The 20057-nt window shown below is 48.9% G+C and carries 12 protein-coding genes; 7 read left to right on the top strand and 5 right to left on the bottom strand.

All coding sequences use genetic code 11. The annotated features are described in order from the left end of the window. Positions 1–123: 123 nt before the first annotated feature. The gene (locus NC997_RS08730) at positions 124–1167 is read right to left on the bottom strand and encodes a two-component system response regulator (RefSeq protein ID WP_190414701.1); all 1044 of its coding nucleotides are present in this window, start codon (positions 1165–1167) and stop codon (positions 124–126) included. 364 nt (positions 1168–1531) lie between these two features. Continuing rightward, a complete protein-coding gene (locus tag NC997_RS08725; RefSeq protein ID WP_190426987.1) occupies positions 1532–2419 on the bottom strand; it encodes an MnmC family methyltransferase in 888 nt (295 codons plus the stop codon). 596 nt (positions 2420–3015) lie between these two features. On the opposite strand from NC997_RS08725, the gene NC997_RS08720 reads away from it, so the two are divergent. The 4 genes from NC997_RS08720 (at position 3016) to NC997_RS08705 (ending at position 7292) form a co-directional block, all read left to right on the top strand. Then, positions 3016–3858, top strand: coding sequence for a sulfurtransferase (locus tag NC997_RS08720; protein ID WP_190527393.1), 843 nt, complete (start codon positions 3016–3018; stop codon positions 3856–3858). Between the two features lie 318 nt (positions 3859–4176). Further along, positions 4177–4698, top strand: a complete 522-nt coding sequence (locus tag NC997_RS08715) for an NYN domain-containing protein (protein ID WP_190414139.1) — start codon at positions 4177–4179, stop codon at positions 4696–4698. Between the two features lie 96 nt (positions 4699–4794). Continuing rightward, positions 4795–6405, top strand: a complete 1611-nt coding sequence (locus NC997_RS08710; RefSeq protein WP_190426993.1) for a 2-isopropylmalate synthase — start codon at positions 4795–4797, stop codon at positions 6403–6405. Positions 6406–6497: 92 nt separating this feature from the next. Continuing rightward, positions 6498–7292 carry a class I SAM-dependent methyltransferase gene (locus NC997_RS08705; RefSeq protein ID WP_190527390.1) on the top strand — a complete coding sequence of 265 codons (795 nt, stop codon included), beginning with the start codon at positions 6498–6500 and terminating at the stop codon, positions 7290–7292. Between the two features lie 210 nt (positions 7293–7502). Here the strand turns inward: NC997_RS08705 and obgE are convergent, their stop codons facing one another. Continuing rightward, the gene (gene obgE, locus NC997_RS08700; protein WP_190527387.1) at positions 7503–8522 is read right to left on the bottom strand and encodes a GTPase ObgE; all 1020 of its coding nucleotides are present in this window, start codon (positions 8520–8522) and stop codon (positions 7503–7505) included. Positions 8523–8629: 107 nt separating this feature from the next. After that, positions 8630–9316, bottom strand: coding sequence for a Mo-dependent nitrogenase C-terminal domain-containing protein (locus tag NC997_RS08695; protein WP_190426999.1), 687 nt, complete (start codon positions 9314–9316; stop codon positions 8630–8632). Between the two features lie 116 nt (positions 9317–9432). Between NC997_RS08695 and NC997_RS08690 the strand changes: the two genes are divergently transcribed. After that, the gene (locus NC997_RS08690; protein WP_190414128.1) at positions 9433–9801 is read left to right on the top strand and encodes an EamA family transporter; all 369 of its coding nucleotides are present in this window, start codon (positions 9433–9435) and stop codon (positions 9799–9801) included. Between the two features lie 107 nt (positions 9802–9908). Here NC997_RS08690 and NC997_RS08685 read toward each other — a convergent pair whose 3' ends face one another. Then, positions 9909–10595, bottom strand: coding sequence for a ComF family protein (locus NC997_RS08685; RefSeq protein WP_190527565.1), 687 nt, complete (start codon positions 10593–10595; stop codon positions 9909–9911). Positions 10596–10773: 178 nt separating this feature from the next. Here NC997_RS08685 and NC997_RS08680 point away from each other — a divergent pair, with 178 nt between their 5' ends. Then, positions 10774–14643, top strand: coding sequence for a PAS domain-containing protein (locus NC997_RS08680; RefSeq protein ID WP_190527385.1), 3870 nt, complete (start codon positions 10774–10776; stop codon positions 14641–14643). 9 nt (positions 14644–14652) lie between these two features. Beyond that, positions 14653–20049, top strand: a complete 5397-nt coding sequence (locus NC997_RS08675; protein ID WP_348257779.1) for a PAS domain S-box protein — start codon at positions 14653–14655, stop codon at positions 20047–20049. Positions 20050–20057: the final 8 nt, after the last annotated feature.

Raw genomic sequence — 20057 nt, 5'->3', positions numbered from 1 at the left:
AAAAGAATAAAGGATGAAGCATGAACCATGAAAGAGCGTTCGTGGTTCTTTCCGGGTGAAACATTGGCTCAGTCAGCCGACGCCAGCATCCGACTAAATTTTTGAGTCAATCCGAGCTTGCCCCTACACGGCTTCTGGCATCGCCTCAGCAACGCGAGCTGATTGAATAAACTCAGTAAACTTCTCTACTAATTGAGGATTTCTCCAACCTTTTGCCGTTTCTTCTGCAAAAATTTCTAAGGCTTGTGCTGATGTAAACGCGCGTTTGTAGGGACGTTCGCTTGTCAGGGCATCGTAAATATCAATAATTTGAAAAACCTGCGCCAAAAAGGGAATCTCCTCATTAGCTAAACCATCGGGATAACCCGTTCCATCCCAGCGTTCGTGGTGATTGCGAATAATTGGAATGACGCCCCGCATGGTTCGCAGCGGCTGACAAATTTTCTCACCAATCAGGACGTGCTGCTTCATAATTACCCATTCTTCGTCGTTGAGTTTCCCTGTTTTGAGCAGCACGGCGTCGGGAATGCCCACTTTACCGATGTCATGGAGATAACCGCCCCACATCAAATCCCGAACTTCGTTGCGAGAAAGATTCAGAAATTCACCAAAAGCTTTACCCATTTCCACCAGCCGTTCGCAGTGATCGCCTGTCGCCGGATCGCGGCTTTCAACACTACGGGCGATCGAGAACAGGACTTGTTCGGCGTGATCCAGGTCTTCATTCAAACGCTTTTGCTGGACAAGAGACCGGACTCTGGCAGAGAGTTCTAAGCGATCGAAGGGTTTGGTCAGAAAATCATCTCCACCTGCTTCAATGCCCAGAATGCGCGATCGCCTATCATTTAGCGCCGTGATAAAAACGACCGGGATCAGGCGGGTTTGTTCGTCTTGTTTTAACTTCCGACATACCTCAAACCCATCCATCCCCGGCATCATTACATCCAGCAGAATTAAATCTGGGTTGCACTCGACTACACGCTTCAATGCATCTGGCCCACTTTCTGCCTCCAAAACTTCGTAGCCTTCCACCGATAGCAGTGCTACCGCCGTCATCCGACTGGAGGGATGATCGTCAACCACCAGAATTTTGGGCAACTCCGAACCTAGAAAGCTCACTGAAGACAACCTTGTTTGAGAAGAAGCAGCCGTTGATAAATTGAGCATGATTTATAACATAAATTTGTTTTTAGTATGAGCGAATAGCTTAACCGTGGAATCGGGTTTTTCACGGATATTAACAGCACTTAGCAGACATCTTGATTGCAGCTTCCGTCTTCAGGCATCAAGGCATCGATTTAATCTTCTGATAACCTACAAAATTCGGAGATTCTTTATCTGTCCGGGTTCGGTCAGGCAGTTCTTAAAAGTTAATAATCTTTCACTTGAGCGATTGCAAAGAATGCTACGATTATACACCGCCGTTTGAGACCTAGACCATTGCGGCGATCCCATTCAATCCCGATCGCGGACTGTAATAACCCGCACTGTTTGCAAGCAGAGGTTTGTTCTAAAGCACTTGCTTGTAGAGCTATTGAATTCTGAGCTGAGATTGAAATAACCAACGCTTTTTCCAATGAGAGGTTGGCTCTAAAGCACTGGCTTGTTGATCGATTTGACGACGCTGCAAAATCGCATCAGCAGGTTCGCACAGATGAGGGTCGCGGTAGGGAATGGCAGCTTTGGTGTGCAAATGCTCTTGTTCTTGTACTGAAAGCGCCGCTATATCTAGGTTTGTAAAACTAGCGACCGTTCCAGGCGATCGCCTTCCCACAGGGAATGTCGCACCAATTTGTAACCCAGCGGCGATTAAAGCAGCCCGCACCGCCGCCGCACAAGAATAAGTGGCAAGTCTCCCATCGGGTTTTAAGCACTTGGCAACCCAGCTTAAGAATTCCACCGTCCACAATTGCGGACATCGGGGGGGTGAAAAAGGATCGAGAAAAATCGCATCTGCCCGGAAGTTTGAGTGGTATATCTGCTGAATTGTGGCTCTGGCATCTCCCACGATTAGCTGAGCATTGAGGCGTTCGGTCTGAACTTTGCCAGAAGTGGCTAGCTGGTGGAAAATTTGAGCGTTTTCTGGATTCCAGTGGTTCAAAAGATGATGCGCGATCGCTGCTTTTGGTACCGATGCATCTAGTTCCAGCCCCACCCACTCCACTCGGCAATTTGGATTCACTTCCCAAATCGTTTCCAAAGCCGCCGCGGTGTTGTAGCCCAGACCATAACAAATATCCAACAAATGTAATGTTGGTTGCTGTGCTTTCTGCCTGAGTTGAGTGGGTTCGACAAACTTAAGTTCGGCTTCCTTCTTCGCACCCTGCTGACTATGAAAAGTTTCGCCAAACTCTTCTGAAAAGAAGGTGAATGAGCCATCAGCGGTGAGTTGAGGTGTGAAGATGCCCATGTCTTGCATTTTTTAGAGAGGAAGGCAGGTTAATAAAGCACTGCAAAAACTGCTTAAGCTCAGTTGAAACTAAATTTAATTTTTCCAGATGACGAGTGACTCTTAGGCAAACTGCACGACTTCGGCTACGCTTGCCCACTCCTGAACCCACTTTTTACATAATGCATCAATCACTTCAGCCTCTTTAATACGAGATAACATGAAGCCCTGATTACCAAGATGTTGCTCTATGGAAGCTCTAAAGTGAGAAACTTTCGGTCATTTATTCTTGAAAACCGCTCGTGAAATCTTTCTAATAAGCAAATCAAAAGTTTATCATACCGCTGATTAAATGCATTACCAACGGGTTGCAGTTTATTGGGTGAAACTGGTTTAGTTTTGGTCAAAATGTAACCTTTCCAGCTTAGCGATAATTTCGTGTCTTGCTATCTATTTTATTGGTTCTAATACTCAGCTAACTCTATAAATTGTAAGTGAGTCGCATGGATACTTGGAGTTGAATTCTAAACAGAAACGCGATAGCTTCTCCACTATTGCCGTGGCAACACAGATGCGATCGCTCCCTGAAGACTTGTACACTGTTTTGATTGCAAAGAGTCAAGTCAATGACCGATACCCCTTTTGTCGTTTCCGCCCAGTGGCTTTTTGAACACCTGAACCTTAGCGCAGCGGCTCCGGAGCTTTCGCAAGTTATCGTCGTGGACTGTCGCTTTTCCCTTGCCAATCCGGAATTGGGACACCAGCAGTATCTCACCAGTCACATTCCCGGTGCCTACTATCTGGATCTCAACAAAGACCTTTCTGCACCCGTCGGACAGCACGGGGGAAGGCATCCATTGCCCAATCCCGATGAATTAGCCAAGAAGTTAGCAGCCATTGGAGTAAATTTTCAGGAAACCTTGGTTGTTGCCTATGATGATTCCCGATTTGCCTTTGCTGCACGTCTCTGGTGGCTGTTGCGCTACCTAGGGCACGATCGCGTGGCTTTGTTAGATGGCGGCTTTTCGGGATGGCAGGCAGAGGAATATCCGGTTACAGACGTTCTTCCAACGCCACACAGAGGCAAGTTTGTGCCTCAGGTGCGACAAGACTGGGTAGTAGATATTGAAACCGTCAAAGCTAGAAAAGACTTGCCAGGAGTGGTATTGGTAGATTCGCGGGAAGGCGATCGCTTTTCTGGCGAACAAGAACCCATTGACCCAATTGCCGGTCATATCCCCGGAGCCGTAAACTATCCTTGGCAGGAAGTATCGAGTAGTCAATCTTACCTACGACCGATGACGGAACAACGCGCACGATGGGTAGGCTTAGAGCAAGCTGAGGAGGTTTTAGTCTACTGTGGTTCTGGCGTTACCGCCTGCGTAAATCTGTTGTCTTTAGAAATAGCGGGAGTTCATACGGGCAAGCTATATGCTGGTAGTTGGAGTGATTGGTGTTCTTACCTGTAAATACTATAAAGGCAGTGCTTAACTACTTGCCCTAACTATACGATAGTGTCCACTAGGACAGTAATAGAGTCCTCAACTAAGGTAGAGTTTAAAGAAGAAGTTATGTTTGACTTTATCGGTGCTGTTCCCCTTTTTCGACTTTAATCGCCGATTTTGCCCGAAAAACCTCCTGAATGCCAGCAGGTTTTGGGGAGATCCGGAAAGATAAAAAAGAATAGGGATTGCACTAAAGTACTTATGAATAAATATTCGTAACAAATTGCTAGAATAAATCATTCCACTAAAATTCTTTTCTACAAATTTTAGGTTTTAGTTTCTATGGCTTTCTTAATGAACCGTCTTTCTATTTTTGTAGACGGGAACAATATGTTCTACGCTCAACAAAAAAATGGTTGGTTTTTCGATCCTAGGCGAGTATTGGAATACTTTAGAAAGGAACAGCCCGATACAAATCTCATCAACGCCTTCTGGTACACCGGGCTAAAAGATCCACAGGATCAGCGAGGATTTCGAGACGCACTAATTAGTTTGGGATACACCGTCCGTACAAAAATTCTTAAAGAATATTACGATGATACTTCCGGTCGCTATTCGCAAAAGGCGAACTTAGATATTGAAATTGTTGTAGATATGTTTAATACAGTAGAACAGTACGATCGAGTAGTTTTATTCAGTGGAGATGGCGATTTTGAAAGAGCCATCGAACTGTTACGTTCTAAAAATACGCATATTACAGTAGTTTCCACAGAAGGAATGATAGCGAGAGAGCTAAGAAACGCTACAGATCGCTACATAGACCTGAATGAAATTCGGGAATTTATTGAAAAAACTGAATATTAGTCTTCAAACCTTAGTTTTTTTGGCTATAACTAATTAGCAAGAACTAATGACTAACGGCGAATGAATCAAAGTTGAAGGATGTGTTTTTTTTGACCTATGAACGTTGAACCTAGCCAAGACCGGATTATTATTTTCGATACGACCCTTCGAGATGGGGAACAGTGCCCCGGCGCAACTCTGAATGTAGACGAAAAGCTGAGTATCGCGCGACAATTGGCTCGTTTGGGCGTGGATGTGATTGAAGCGGGTTTCGCTTATGCTAGCCCAGGAGATTTCGAGGCAGTTCAGAAAATTGCCAAGACAGTCGGGACAGAAGATGGCCCAGTTATCTGTAGTTTGGCAAGAGCGATCAAAGCAGATATTGAAGCCGCGGCAGAAGCGCTAAAACCGGCGGTAAAAGGTAGGATTCACACCTTTATTTCAACATCTGATATTCACTTAGAATATCAGCTAAGAAAGACAAGGGCTGAAGTGTTAGCGATCGCAGAAGAAATGGTCGCCTACGCTAAATCCTTCATGGACGATGTAGAATTCTCCCCAATGGATGCCGCTCGCTCCGATCCAGAGTTCCTCTACCAAGTGCTAGAGCGGACAATTGCGGCGGGTGCCAAAACTGTCAATATTCCCGATACCGTTGGTTACATGACTCCCAGCGAGTTTGGTGACTTAATTAAGGGAATTAAAGAGAATGTGCCGAATATTGACCAAGCAATCATTTCCGTACACGGTCATAATGACTTAGGCTTGGCGGTGGCGAACTTCTTGGAAGCCGTGAAAAATGGCGCACGACAGCTAGAATGCACCATTAACGGCATTGGCGAAAGAGCCGGGAATGCTTCACTCGAAGAATTGGTGATGGCACTCCATGTCCGGCGTCAGTATTACAATCCATTTTTAGGACGCCCAGAGGAGTCAGAAGAACCCCTCACGAATATTGACACAAAGCAGATTTACAAAACATCTCGGTTAGTTTCTAACTTAACAGGGATGTTGGTGCAGCCGAATAAAGCAATTGTGGGCGCAAATGCTTTTGCACACGAGTCTGGCATTCACCAAGATGGGGTGCTGAAAAACAAGCTCACCTACGAAATTATGGATGCCCAATCTATCGGTTTAACCGATAATCAGATTGTACTGGGCAAACATTCCGGTCGCCATGCCTTCAGCGCTCGACTGAAAGAATTGGGATTTGAACTATCAGAAAGTGAGTTAAATAAAGCCTTTCTGAAGTTTAAAGACTTAGCGGATAAAAAGAAAGAAATCACCGATTGGGATTTGGAAGCGATCGCTAACGATGAAATCCAACAAGCCCCAGAACTTTTCCGCTTAGAATTGGTGCAAGTCTCTTGCGGCAGCAACTCTCAGCCCACCGCAACCGTTACACTTCGCACTCCCGCAGGCGAAGAACTCACCGACGCCGCCATCGGTACGGGACCCGTAGATGCCGTTTATAAAGCAATCAACCGCGTCGTCAACGTCCCCAACCAACTGATTGAATTTTCCGTTCAATCGGTAACGGCTGGAATTGACGCCATCGGAGAAGTTACGATTCGCCTACGGCACCAAGATCGAGTATTCTCCGGTCATGCTGCCAACACCGATATCATCGTCGCCTCCGCCCAAGCCTATGTCAACGCCCTGAATCGCTTGTATGTTGCCTTGGAAAAAGAAGAGACGCGATCGGCAGTAATCTCCCAAAAAGTATAAACCGCAAACAGCCATAGAGGTACGCAAAGTGAGAAAATCCTTTGCGTACCTTTGCGTTTACCTTTGCGAACCTTTGCGTTTAATTCTTAATTATGGATATTTTTGACAAAGAGAAAAAATTCCACGATCAATGGGCATCCACCATTGATGTAGATGGAATCAAAGTTAAAGATTATTTTGAAGCTTGTACTTCCCCTGAAAATCGTTTCATCCTCGGACGACTGGGAGATATCAGAGGCAAAAAGCTTCTCGATTTAGGGTGTGGTGCTGGGGAAAATAGCGTTTACTTTGCCAAAAAAGGGGCGCTGTGCGTGGCATCTGACTACTCTCCCGGCATGGTGGAAGTCGCCCTACAACTGGCAGAGAAAAACGGCGTCGAGATTGAGGGGCGAACCATGAATGCGATCGCGCTCGATTGCCCCGATAATAGTTTTGATATTGTCTACGCCTCGAATTTGTTGCACCATTTACCCAATCCGAAACTCGCCATTCGGGAAATGCACCGGGTGCTTAAACCGGGTGGAAAAGCTTGTTTTTGGGACCCTCTGAAACACAATCCAGTCATTAATGTGTACCGCCGGATTGCGACGAAAGTGCGGACTGAAGATGAAACGCCGCTGGATATTAATATTGTCAATTTTGTCAAATCCCAGTTTTCAGAAACGTCTTACGATACGTTTTGGTTGGCAACGCTGTGGATTTTTCTACGCTTCTATTTAATTGAAAAAATCGATCCGAATAAGGAACGTTACTGGAAGAAAATTATTATTGAACATGAAAGATTGGCACCCAATTATCAACGGTTAGAGAAGATGGATGGCGTTATGAAAAAGATTCCTTTAATGAAGCGTTTTGCCTGGAATCTTGCTGTAGTCGCAACGAAATAATTTGTATTTCTCAAGTAAGCGGAGGATGAGATTAATTACTGAAAATTGTTAGCTTGTTTTGAGAAAAAACTCACACTGGTTAGGTTTCTAACCTCAAACGAATCTAAGAATTCAGTAATTTGTAAGCGTTATTAGGACTAATCCCCAGCAAAAGTCACAAGTAAAAATTAAAAATGAAAGATAAATTCTTGCATTTTTAATTTTTAGTTATTAATGATTAATGGTGGCTAGTTCATCCAGTTGAGCGAGGGTCTGCCAAACTTCGTGCAACATTTGATCTAGTCCAATGCCAGCAACCCCTGAAATCAGGAATACGGGTGCATGACTTAACTGACGAAGCTGTTGCGCGATCGCTTCCACATCACGATCGGGATCGATCGCATCCACCTTGTTCAGCGCCACAATCTGCGGACGATTTGCTAGCCCCCGACCGTAAGAGTGCAGCTCCTGCTGTATCGTTTGATACGCAACAACGGGATCTTCGCTAGTCCCATCAATCAAGTGCAGCAGTAATCGGGTACGCTCGATATGACGCAAAAAGTCGTGTCCCAACCCGGCACCCATATGGGCACCCTCAATTAAACCTGGAATATCAGCAAATACGGTGCCGTCACCGCTGGGTTTGCGTACCACCCCCAGATTCGGCACCAACGTTGTAAAAGGATAATCTGCTACCTTCGGTCGTGCCGCTGAAATCGCCGAAATCAGCGTAGACTTACCGGCATTGGGTAAACCAATAATCCCCACCTCAGCTAAGAGCTTCAGTTCTAAACGCAGCTGCCGTTTTTCACCTGGCAATCCGTCTAAAGCATAATCCGGCGCTCGATTGCGGTTGCTCAAAAAGTGCTGATTTCCCAAACCCCCCTTGCCACCCTTCGCCACACAGAAAGTTTGCCCTGTCTCAACCAAATCGCTCAGCAACTCATCCGTTTCGGCATCATAAACCATCGTGCCACGGGGAACATGAATCACGCGATCGCGTCCCGCGGCACCCGTGCGATTATTGGGACCTCCGCGCGAACCGTCTTCAGCCTTGAAACGATGGGTATACTTGAAGTCCAGCAAGGTTTGCAAATTCTCAACCACCTCTAGAATCAGCGAACCACCGCGACCGCCATTCCCCCCGGATGGACCCCCAGCTGGCACATATTTTTCCCGTCGGAAAGCGACAATTCCATCGCCCCCTTTCCCCGCCTCCACTTCAACTTCTACCTGATCGATAAATTGCATAAATTTCCTTTGCTAATTGCTAATTGTTACTGATTGATCGTTTGCTCCGGGATGCCATGAACCATGAACCATGAATCATGAACCATTAGCCATTAGCCAGTCTTCCATTAACAATACGGTGACACATCTTCACCACAATCATCCGCCAAATAGGATAAAGCGCGAAAGCGCAAACCTACTAACTGTTCGTAGATGGGATTGAGCTTACACAGCGGTGGAATGTGGACAATTTTGTGACCAAATAGCTTGACATCGCGCTCAAACGGGCATTGGGCAGGAATCATTTTGCACAAGAATCTCGCCAATCGCGGATCGTGAATTTCTAACCCATCAAGCCATACCCGTACTGGGCGCAGCACATCCCGCTGCCGAATCCGAGCCGCTGCTCCTTTGTCCGAGTCAGCGGAAATCTCGCTTTCTGAGGTAGGAATCAGCGTTTGCCGCAGCAATGAAAGCGCTTTCGGCTGCTGTCCTAATGCCTCACAAAACTGGAATAGCAATTCATCCTCGCTGGAGGAATAAACGCCATCTGCGACTGCCACCATCACAGCGGTACGCAGGAAATCTTCTGCGCTTCTGGCATCTTGCTTAAAAGCCGCTGCTAATTCATCGGCAGTAATCGGTTCGAGCGATCCCAAATCCATTGTGGGCGCTACTTGGTTCTGAGTCAGCGATGAAATTAATTTCTGTTCTTCGGCGTCAAAATTGCCGTCTGCCCAAGCAACCATTAGCAAGCCGCGTATCCAAACCGCCATTTGCTCGCTGGTATAGGGAGACTGAAGTACGCTCGTCATAACACTCTGATTTGCTTGAATTTACGTTGCGATCCCTTTGAGTCGATTCTAGCTCTGGCTCAGCCTCGGATGGCTGTAAACTTAGAGACGGATCTCCTCACTTTATTGATATTTCTGTGAATTCACCAGAATTTGGGTTATTCCTGATTTCGATCCTAGCGAGCGTTGCAGGGCAATTTTTGCTCAAAGCTGGAGCTTTGAAGTTAGGCAGAGTCAATGCAGCTAATTGGATCGGTCATCTTTTCAGCATTCTCGGTACACCAGAACTTCTAGCGGGTCTGGCTTGCTATGGTTTAGGGGCTTTTGTTTATATTTTGCTACTGACGCGGGTGAATCTCAGCATCGCTGGCCCTGCGGTAAGTCTGACTTATGTATTCTCTGTGCTGCTGGGTTATTTTATTTTCCGAGAAGCGATTCCTTTGAGCCGCGTGGTGGGTTTGGGTCTGATTATCAGCGGCGTGGTGTTGGTGATTTGGAAAAATTAAATTTCGTGCATTACGCCCTGCGCCACTTTTTCTTAACCCCTATTGATTGGGCGAAAATACAGAAAGTTGCACACCGGGTGTCATTAGTAATTGCTAATTGGTTCGTATCAACCATCATCCTTCACCCTTTTAGGAGTAGCGACTGCAACCAAACCATAGACTTGAATTCCATGTTGTGCGAGCGTTTGAGCCGCAGATTGAGCGGTTGCTCCCGTGGTGTAAATGTCATCTAATAACAGGACTGGCGTAGATGGACGGCTACGAAGAAATTCTTTTCCAAGTGAGAAAGCGCCAGCTAAGTTTTTTTCTCGCTCGGTGCCAGATAAGCTAAACTGAGCCTCTGTCGCCCGTACCCGTTCCAAACCCAGAGATCGCATGGGGTAGCCGGTATAATCGCAAAAGCTTTGAGCCAGTAAATCTGCCTGATTGTAGCCTCGCTGACTCACTTTGGAGGGGTGCATGGGGATGGGCACTACGGTTAATTTGAGCTGAGCGGATACCGGAGAATTCAGCCATGCTTGAGCAAGCCAATGACCCAACGGACGAGCCAGTTGGGGATGGTTTTCATATTTTAGGGCAGCGATCGCTCTCTTCATTGCCCCTCCATATCCGCCCCAAGCAAACACGGGTAGTTGGCCTTGCCAAAATTGGTTAGGATTGGACATCTGACAGCGTTGCAGTTGCCGCTGACAGTCTTCGCAAAATTCTTGAGAAGTCGGGCGCTGGCAGAGTGGGCAGTTGGACTTCAGAAATAGATTTAGCAAACCTTTTACAGTCTGGCTCCACGCCCCCATCGTCAATACCTCATCCTTGGGGAAGATTTCTTTAAAATACAAATAGGTTTGTAAGCGATCGCGCAAGTAACGTCTAGCTTAATTTTTTACAAAATTAATGAATTTAACTTTAAGAATCAGAGTTTTTTTAAACTTTCACACCGAATTACACCAAAAAATTAGCTGAAGTTCCAGAATAATGCCTGACTCTAATCATGTCAGAAAAAAGTCGTCGAACACGAGCTTCGGGTCGCAGGTCATTGGCCCCATCCTAACAGTGGTGACGCTTGTCGCCATTGAGGTGCTGTCTCAGACAAAATTTGCCATCCCCAACCCAGGCCCGATTTCCCTCACCACGGTTGTTTATGCTACCTTCAGCGGCAGTTTTTGGGCTGGGTTGATTAGCGCAGCGATTTCGCTGGTGTATGCCCTTGGCTTCTTTTCCAACCCCGGACATTTGTTTGAGTACACAGACGAAAATGCCCGTCACTTGCTCGTACTAGCCTTCACCACACCAGCTCTGGTGTTGATGGTCGGGTTTCTAAAGCGCCGCGCAGAACAAGCTTTGAGGCTAGAGGCGACTAACGACATTCTGAATCAGCAACTGGGCGAACGCAAACAGGTCGAGGAAAAGCTGAGGAGGGCAAACGAGCGCTTTGAGCTGGCGGCTGCGGCAATTAATGGGATTATCTACGAATTGGATCTGACTCAGAACACGATAGAAAGGACACAGGGGCTGAGTGAGGTTCTAGGCTATCAAATTGAAGAAGCCCAAACAACTGTTCAGTGGTGGATGGAGCGGATTCATCCGGATGACCGACAGCGGGTACACGAGGAAATAAACAGCAAGATCGCCGCCAGTAGTAGTTTTACCGTCGAATATCGGATTCGCCACAAAAACGATCGGTATCTATATGTTTGGGATAGAGGGCTTATCGTGCGAGATGCTGATGGGCGTGCAGTGCGCGTAGTTGGCTGTACTTTAGACATCAGCGAAAGCCGAATTGCTCAAGACGAATGCGATCGCGCTCATTCGCAATTGGAAACCGAACGCGCCCTCCTAGAAGCGGTGCTGCGGCAGCTACCAGTCGGCGCGATTGTTGCGGAAGCTCCCTCCGGGAAGCTGATCCTCGGCAACGAGCAGGTGGATCGGATTTGGCGTCATCCTTTTCGGCAATCTAGGGATATTGAGGAGTACCGCGAGTACCAAGGCTTCCACGCCGACGGGCGACCTTATCAGCCGCAGGAATGGCCTTTGGCACGTTCCATCAGCACCGGCGAAGTCGTCATTGATGAAGAAATTCAATTTTTGCGGGGGGATGATACGCGGGGCACAATGCACGTCAGCTCCTCTCCGGTATGCGATCGCGCGGGCAAACTCGTCGCTGCTGTTGTCACCTTTTTCGACATCACCCAGCGCTCTTCAAACCAAGCTTTGTTAGCGACGCAAAACACGGTCTTGGAAATGATTGCCAAAGGTGCCGCCCTCCCCTCCGTACTGGATGTTCTCGCCCGGTTGATCGAACAACAGTCGGATGGCGCTCTGTGTTCCATTCTGCTGATGAACAAAGAAAAGCAAAAACTCTATCGCGGTGCAGCACCCAGCATTCCAAACAGCTACTTTCAAGCAGTCCCTGACGGGATTCCCATCGGTGCTGTAGCTTGCAGTTGCGGTACGGCGGTTTATCGGCGCGAACCAGTAGTTGTGTCGGATATTGCCAACGATTTCCTGTGGGCAGAATACAAAGATTTGCCCTTGTCTCATGGATTCCAAGCGTGTTGGTCAGTCCCGATTTTTGCCACGAATGGAGATATCTTAGGCACTTTTGCGATGTATTACCGCAAGCCGCAACAGCCTAGTTTGCACGACCAGAAACTGGTTGAGATATCGACCAATCTGGCAGGCATCGCCATTGAGCGTCACTGCACCGAAGAGGCAAAGCGGCAAAGCGAAGCCCGATTTCGGCGTCTGGTGGAATCCAATATCATCGGGGTCGTCTTCGCCGACTTTAACGGCAATGTCACCGATACCAACGACGCCTTTTTGAATCTGCTTGGCTACACCCGCCAAGAGCTGCAAACGGGCAAAGTGCGTTGGGATATCATGACCCCGGAGGAATTCGACGATTTGGATCGGCACAAAAACCAAGAAATGCTGAACTCCGGCACGTGTACGCCTTGGGAAAAAGAATACGTTCGTAAAGATGGCAGCCGCGTTCCAGTTCTCGTCGGGTTGGCTCGGTTGGAAGAATCTCCCGATAGTTGCGTTGCTTTTGTCCTCGACCGCACCCAACGCAAGCGTGCAGAGGAAGCACTCAAAGAAAGTGAAAAGCGGTTCCGTCAGCTGGCAGAAAACATCGATGAAGTGTTCTGGATTCGTTCGGACGCTCCGAAACAGTTACTCTATGTCAGTCCCGCCTATGAAAAAATCTGGGGTCGCACGACCGTAAGCCTTTACGAAGACCCTTCATCCTGGGTGAATTCCATCCATCCAGAAGATCGAGAGCGGGTAATCGCTGCGGCGAAAAAGCAGAGCTACGAAAAGTACGATCAAGAGTATCGGATTGCCCGACCCGACGGCGAGGAGCGCTGGATACGCGATCGCGCTTTTCCGATCCAAAACGACCGGGGAGAAGTTTACCGCATTGTCGGCATTGCCGAGGACATCACTCGTGCCAAGAAGTTAGAGGCGACCCTGCGGCAACAGGCAGAAGAATTAGAGAAAGCTAGCCGGATCAAAGACGAATTTTTGGCAATCGTCTCCCACGAACTGCGGACGCCCTTAAACGCGATGCTGGGTTGGGCGACGATGCTCCGGACGCGGAAACTCAATGAAACCACCACCGCGCGGGCGCTAGAGACGATTGAGCGCAACGCCAAATCACAGGTAAAACTGATTGAGGATTTATTAGATGTCTCGCGCCTAATTCGCGGGCAAATCCGCCTGAATATTCGTCCAGTTGACCTGATATCGGTAATTGAGTCATCCATCAATACCGTCTTACCTTCCTGCGAAGCCAAAGCGATCGCTCTAGAATCAATGCTCGCTCCTGATATTGGCGTTGTGATGGGTGATGCAGAACGCTTGCAGCAAATCGTCTGGAATCTGCTTTCCAATGCCATTAAGTTCACACCGGAAGGCGGACGAGTCACGGTAAAGTTGTCAACGGTCAAGGGGAATGAGTCATCGGGAATCGGGAATGGCAACCCATCGAACCCATTCCCCATTCCCAACCACGCCCAAATTGAAATCAGCGACACCGGATTGGGCATCAGTCCTGACTTTCTGCCCTACGTCTTCGAGCGCTTTCGGCAAGCGGATAGTACAACGACGCGATCGCAAGCGGGTTTGGGGCTAGGGTTAGCCATCGTCCGCCAACTGGTGGAACTGCATGGCGGCACCGTTGAGGTGACGAGTCCAGGAGAAGGACTCGGAGCGACCTTTACAGTGCGGTTGCCCCTCTTAGAAAGGACACAGGTAGGACTAAAAACTTCAGGACTGTTAGCGCAGCGGCAGGAAGTGCAGATTGACCTAGAACAAGCAAATGAGAAAACCCAAAATTACTCTTACTCCTCAACCCTCAACCCTCAGCCCTCAGCCCTCAGCCCTCTTCCCTCCTCTTCTCTCAGTCCTCAGTCCTCAGCCCTCAGTCCTCTTCCCTCCTCTTCCCTCACTCCTCCTGTCCTGAACATTCTGAGTGGAGTGCGGATACTGGTCGTAGATGATGAAGCAGACGCACGAGAATTTCTTTCCACAGCCTTGGAACAGTATGGAGGAAAGATACTTGCTGTGGCATCCGTTCTCGATGCCTTAGAAGCACTCGAACAGTTTCAGCCGGATGTCCTTGTCAGCGACATCGGAATGCCCTTGGAGGATGGCTATTCGCTAATTGCCAAAGTCAGGAACCATTCGGCAGAACGAGTGAGGCGGCTGCCAGCACTCACACTCACCGCCTATGCCAGTAAGGCAGATACCGAGCGAGCGAGCGCTGCGGGTTTCGATGGACACATCGCTAAGCCAGTTGAGCCATCCCTGTTAGCAGAAGCGATCGCTAAGCTTATTCGCTAGACGCACTGCTTGCTCAATTGGCTGAAAGAACGAGAGCGGCGCGATCCCCAAAGTCGGGATTTAACCCTCAAAATAGTATCAGGAGGGGAAAAGCAATCTATGCATATCATACCTTGGGCCGCTCTCGGCTACGGGCTAGTAGTATCTATTTGTACTTTGCTGGGTCTGTGGCTAGGGCCGGAATTATTAAACAATCTTTTTGCAGCGAATGGTTTTATCCCACATGGACATTGCTATTTGTGGAAACCAGGGTTGGTGTCACTTCATGTTGCCACCGATACGTTAATCGGACTAGCGTATGTTTCGATTTCAGTGACGCTAGTTTATTTAGTCCACAAAGCGCGTCGAGATATTCCTTTTCATTCAGTATTTATCGCCTTTGGATTTTTCATTATTGCCTGCGGTGCCACGCATTTTATAGAAGTGTGGACACTATGGATGCCCGTTTATTGGCTATCCGGAACGATTAAATTAATTACAGCGATCGCTTCAGTGACGACAGCCTTGGTAATCCCGCCATTAGTTCCTCAAGTCCTGACGCTGATTGCCTCTGCAAAAACCTCTGAAGATCGTAAACTCCAACTAGAAACGGCAAACGTTGAGTTAGAGACGCTTTACCAAAAACTTAAGGAACTCGACCAATTAAAAACCCAATTTTTTGCCAACGTTAGCCACGACTTGCGGACACCACTTGCCTTGATCTTGGGGCCAACGGAGAAACTGCTCTCCGAGCCGAATCTGACCAACCCAGAACAACGTCACGACCTAGAATTGGTGGATCGTAACGCCCGTACCCTGCTCAAACGAGTCAACGATTTGCTGGATGTCTCCAAGCTGGAGGCAGGCAAAATGGAAGTGAACTACGCACTCAGCGACGTGGCTGAGCTGGTGCGGCTGATTGCTGCCAACTTTGAAACCATTGCAGAAGACCGTCAGATATCCTTCGTTGTCGAAACTCCTTCATCTCTTAGGGCGAGTGTCGATCCAGATAAGTGGCAGCGCATCTGCTTCAATCTACTTTCCAACGCCTTCAAATTCACCCCGATGGGGGGTAGTATCCGCTGCATCCTTGCGGAAGTCAGTCCTCAGGAGCAGGGGCACAGAGGCACAGAGGAGCAAGTCTTCGCCCTGGACTCCCTGTCGTCTTCATCCTTCACCCTCACCATTGAAGATACTGGCCCAGGCGTGCCACCAGAACTCCGGGAAGCCATTTTTGAGCCGTATCGCCAAGAGGAATTCGTTACTCAGCAAGGATTTGGCGGTACTGGTCTGGGGCTAGCCATTGTCAAGGAGTTCGTTGAATTGCACGGCGGCTCCATAGAAGTTAACCAGGCTCCAAAAGGCGGGGCAGTTTTCACGACCTGGATGCCGCAAGCAGCACCCTCAGACGTTCTAAGTACCAATACAGAAGGGTTGCTAGTACCCGATGGGAATCGCGATTTTCATCTGGATGGGGAGACGATTGCGATCGCGCAACCAGCTGCTACAGACTCCGACAAGCTGACTTCGACAAATCTTCAAATCGATTCGACGCGATCGCCCCAGGCGAAAACATCCACAAATTACAAGGAAATTGCCCTTTCTGTAATGGCAGAACTGGGGCATCAACCCAACGATTTGGAATCGGCATTAAATTACCAGTCATCAGAAATTTTCCCATCAGAACAGTCCGCGCAAAATCCTCAAGGTGAAATTTCTAATTCTCAATCCCCACTCGTGCTGGTAGTTGAAGACAATCCGGAAATGAATCGCTTCATCGTCGAGAGTTTAGCGCCAGAGAATCGGGTCGTAAGTGCCCGGAATGGGCAGGAAGGATTGGACAAAGCGATCGCCCTGCATCCTGACTTAATCCTCACCGATATGATGATGCCTCAAATGAACGGCGACCAGCTAGTGCGGGAAGTCAGAGCCATCAAGGAACTCGATACGATCCCGATTGTTCTGCTGACGGCGAAAGCAGACGACGAGCTACGGGTGCAGATGTTACGAGAAGGGGTACAAGATTACCTGATGAAGCCCTTTCATATCGAGGAACTCCGAGCGCGGGTGGGCAATGCGATCGCTATGAAACGCACCCGTGAGATTCTTCAGCAGGAGTTACAAACTCTGGATATAGACCTCGCCACCTTAGCCAAAGAACTCACCTCCCGCCAGCGCGAATTGCAGGCTTCCCATCAAAATTTAGAAATTCGGGTTCGGGAAAGAACTGCCGAACTCGCAACAGCGAATGAATTACTTCAAGAACAAATCGCCCTGGCTCAACAAGCCGAACAAGAGCTGCGGAAGAGCGAACAACGCTTCCGCAGCTACTTTGAACTTCCTTTAGTCGGGATCGCCATTAGTTCGCCAGACAAAGGTTGGCTAGACGCCAACGATAAATTGTGCGACATCTTTGGCTATTCCCGGCAAGAACTCACGCAAATGACTTGGGATCAATTAACTCATCCCGATGATTTGCCAGCCGATGTAGAGCAATTCCAGCGGATTTTAGCAGGCGAAATTGAAGCCTACTCAATGGACAAGCGGTTTATCCGCAAAGATGGTCAAACGATCCACGCCAGCATCTCGACTCGCTGCGTGCGCCGTACTGACGGCTCAATTGATTACTTCGTGGCTCTCGTTCAGGACATCACCGAACGGTACCAAGCACTTCAAGCACTCAAATGGGAAAGATCCATCCTTCGCAGCTTCTTCGATAGCGCTTCTTTGATGATGGGAATTGTCGAATTGGTGGAAGATGACATCCGGCATATTTCTGATAACTCCACCTCAGCAAAGTTCTTTGGGCTAACTCCCGAAGCGATGCAAAATCGACTGAGTAGCAGTTTGGGAGTCCCGCCGCAATACCTGCGATTGTGGATTCATCAATATCGGTTGGCTCAACGCACCCAGACAACCATCCGCTTTGAATACCCTCACGAGACTGACTTAGGTAAGAAGTGGCTGTCTGCTAGCGTCTGTCCCATCGAGGGAGCTTCCAGTTTGCATCCGAAATTTGCGTATGTGATTGAAGACATCACCAACCGCAAGAAATCTGAGAAAGAACGGCTCCAGCTCGTCCGCGAACAGGAAGCGCGTGCCCAAGCTGAAGAGGCACAACAGCGTTATCTCTCCCTAGCAGAGGCGATTCCACAGATGGTGTGGACGGCACAGCCAGATGGGTCAGTGGATTACTACAACCAACGCTGGTTTGACTACACGGGAACAACGCTGGAGCAAGCCCAAGGCTGGGGATGGCAGCCTATACTCCATCCAGACGATTTGCAGGCATCGGTAGACGGCTGGAACAATGCCATTGATACGGGTGAGACTTACGAAGCGGAATGCCGCTTTAAGAGAGCGTCGGACGGAGTTTACCGCTGGCATCTGGTTCGGGCGTTGCCGCTACGCGATCGCCATCAATGGGTCGTCAAGTGGTTCGGGACTTGCACCGACATTGACGATCGCAAGCGCGCGGAACAGTCACGGCAATTCCTCTCCGAAGCTGGCGTCGTGCTGGCTGACTCGCTGGATTATCAAGCTACGTTAGAACGCCTCGTACATCTGGCGGTGCCGCACCTTGCCGACTGGTGCGCCGTCCATACAGTTGAGCCGGATGGCACGATTCGCCAACGAGCGGTTGCCCATGCAGACGCCTCAAAGGTTGAGCTGGCATGGGAGGTAGAGCGTCGTTATCCCTTCGATCCCAAGGTGCCCCGTGGTTTGGCGAAAGTGTTGCATACAGGTGAGGCAAAACTCGCTCCAGAGGTTTCCGATGAATTGCTCGTCGCGATCGCCCGCGATCCGGAACACTTGGAAATCCTCCGCAAGGCAGATTTCAAATCTTATATGTGCCTACCATTAATTGCCCGTGGAAGAATCTTGGGAGCGATCGCCTTTATTACTGCCGAATCGGGTCGTCACTACAATCAGGCGGATCTCTCCTTGGCTTCTGAACTAGCTCACCGCGCTGCCTTGGCGGTAGACAATGCGCGACTTTACCACGAAGCTCAAGAAGCCAATCGCATGAAAGACCAGTTCCTGGCGATTGTCTCCCACGAACTGCGAACTCCGATCAACGCCGTCCTGGGTTGGGCACAGCTGCTCCGCAGCCGCAAGTTTGATGAAAACCGGACGGCGCAGGCGTTGGAAACTATCGAGCGCAATGCCAAGGCACAGACGCAGCTGATTGAGTCGCTTTTGGATGTCTCGCGCATGATCCGGGGGAACTTGCCCCTCAGTCTCCTCCCAGTTGACCTAGTGCCGGTGATTCAAACTTCCATTAATTCTGTACTGGCAACAGCTCAGACACGGGAAATTCAAGTAGAGACAGTGCTAGACCCTTCTTGCGGACGTGTCCAAGGCGATCCCGTCCGATTGCAGCAGGTGATGTCAAATCTACTCTCGAATGCCCTCAAGTTCACACCGAACGGCGGACAAGTGACGGTGCGAATGTCAATCGTTATTGGGAATAGGTCATCGGTAATGGCTAATGCGGAAGAATCTCACCAATTACCAGTTACCAATTACCAATTACCAATTACTCACTATGCCCAAATCCAAATCAGCGACACCGGAGTGGGTATTACTCCTGACTTTTTGCCCCATGTCTTTGACTTGTTCCGTCAGGCTGATAGTACAACCACGCGATCGCATGGAGGTCTAGGGCTAGGACTCGCGATTGTCCGCTATCTTGTAGAAATGCATGGCGGCACTGTCAGCGCCCACAGTCCAGGCGAAGGACTCGGAGCCACTTTTACAGTGCGCCTACCTCTTTTAGAGAGTACGCAAGTAGGGCTGAAAACTTCAGGACTGTTAGCGCACCAGCACGAAGTGCCGACTGAGGTAGAAAACACAAATCAAGAAAGAAAAAATTCCTCTTCCCCTTCCCCTTCCCTCAATCCTCAATCCTCAATCCTCAATCCTCAATCCTCATCCCCTTCCCCTTCCCTCAATCCTCAGTCCTCAGTCCTCAGCCCTCAGTCCTCTTCCTCTTCCTCTTCCTCTTCCCTCAATCCTCATGCTCTCAGCGGATTGCGCCTTCTGTTAGTGGAAGATGATGCCGATATCCGCGAAGTCGTTGTCACCACTCTAGAGGAGGCAGGAGCAAGTGTGAGAGCCGTGGCATCAGTGCCAGAAGCCATAAAGGCACTGGATCGAGAGTTGCCAGACCTGGTGATTAGCGATATCGGAATGCCGTTAGAGGACGGCTATGGGCTGATTCGCCAACTGCGGAATCGAGAAGCCGAACGCGGAGGCAAAATTCCCGCGATCGCGCTGACCGCCTACACCACTGAGGAAGATCGGCTGCAAACTCTTGCCGCTGGCTATCAGCGCCATCTTTCTAAGCCGGTGGAAACCGCCCAGTTGGTAGCAGTCGTGGCGAATCTTTGGAAATCTGCGGGTCAAATTCAGAATGATGAATAAATAATTAA

It is taken from the genome of Trichocoleus sp. DQ-A2 (assembly GCF_039961915.1).
In the GTDB taxonomy this organism is placed as follows: Bacteria; Cyanobacteriota; Cyanobacteriia; order Cyanobacteriales; family FACHB-T130; genus FACHB-T130.
This window is presented reverse-complemented; position numbering and strand designations above follow the sequence as displayed.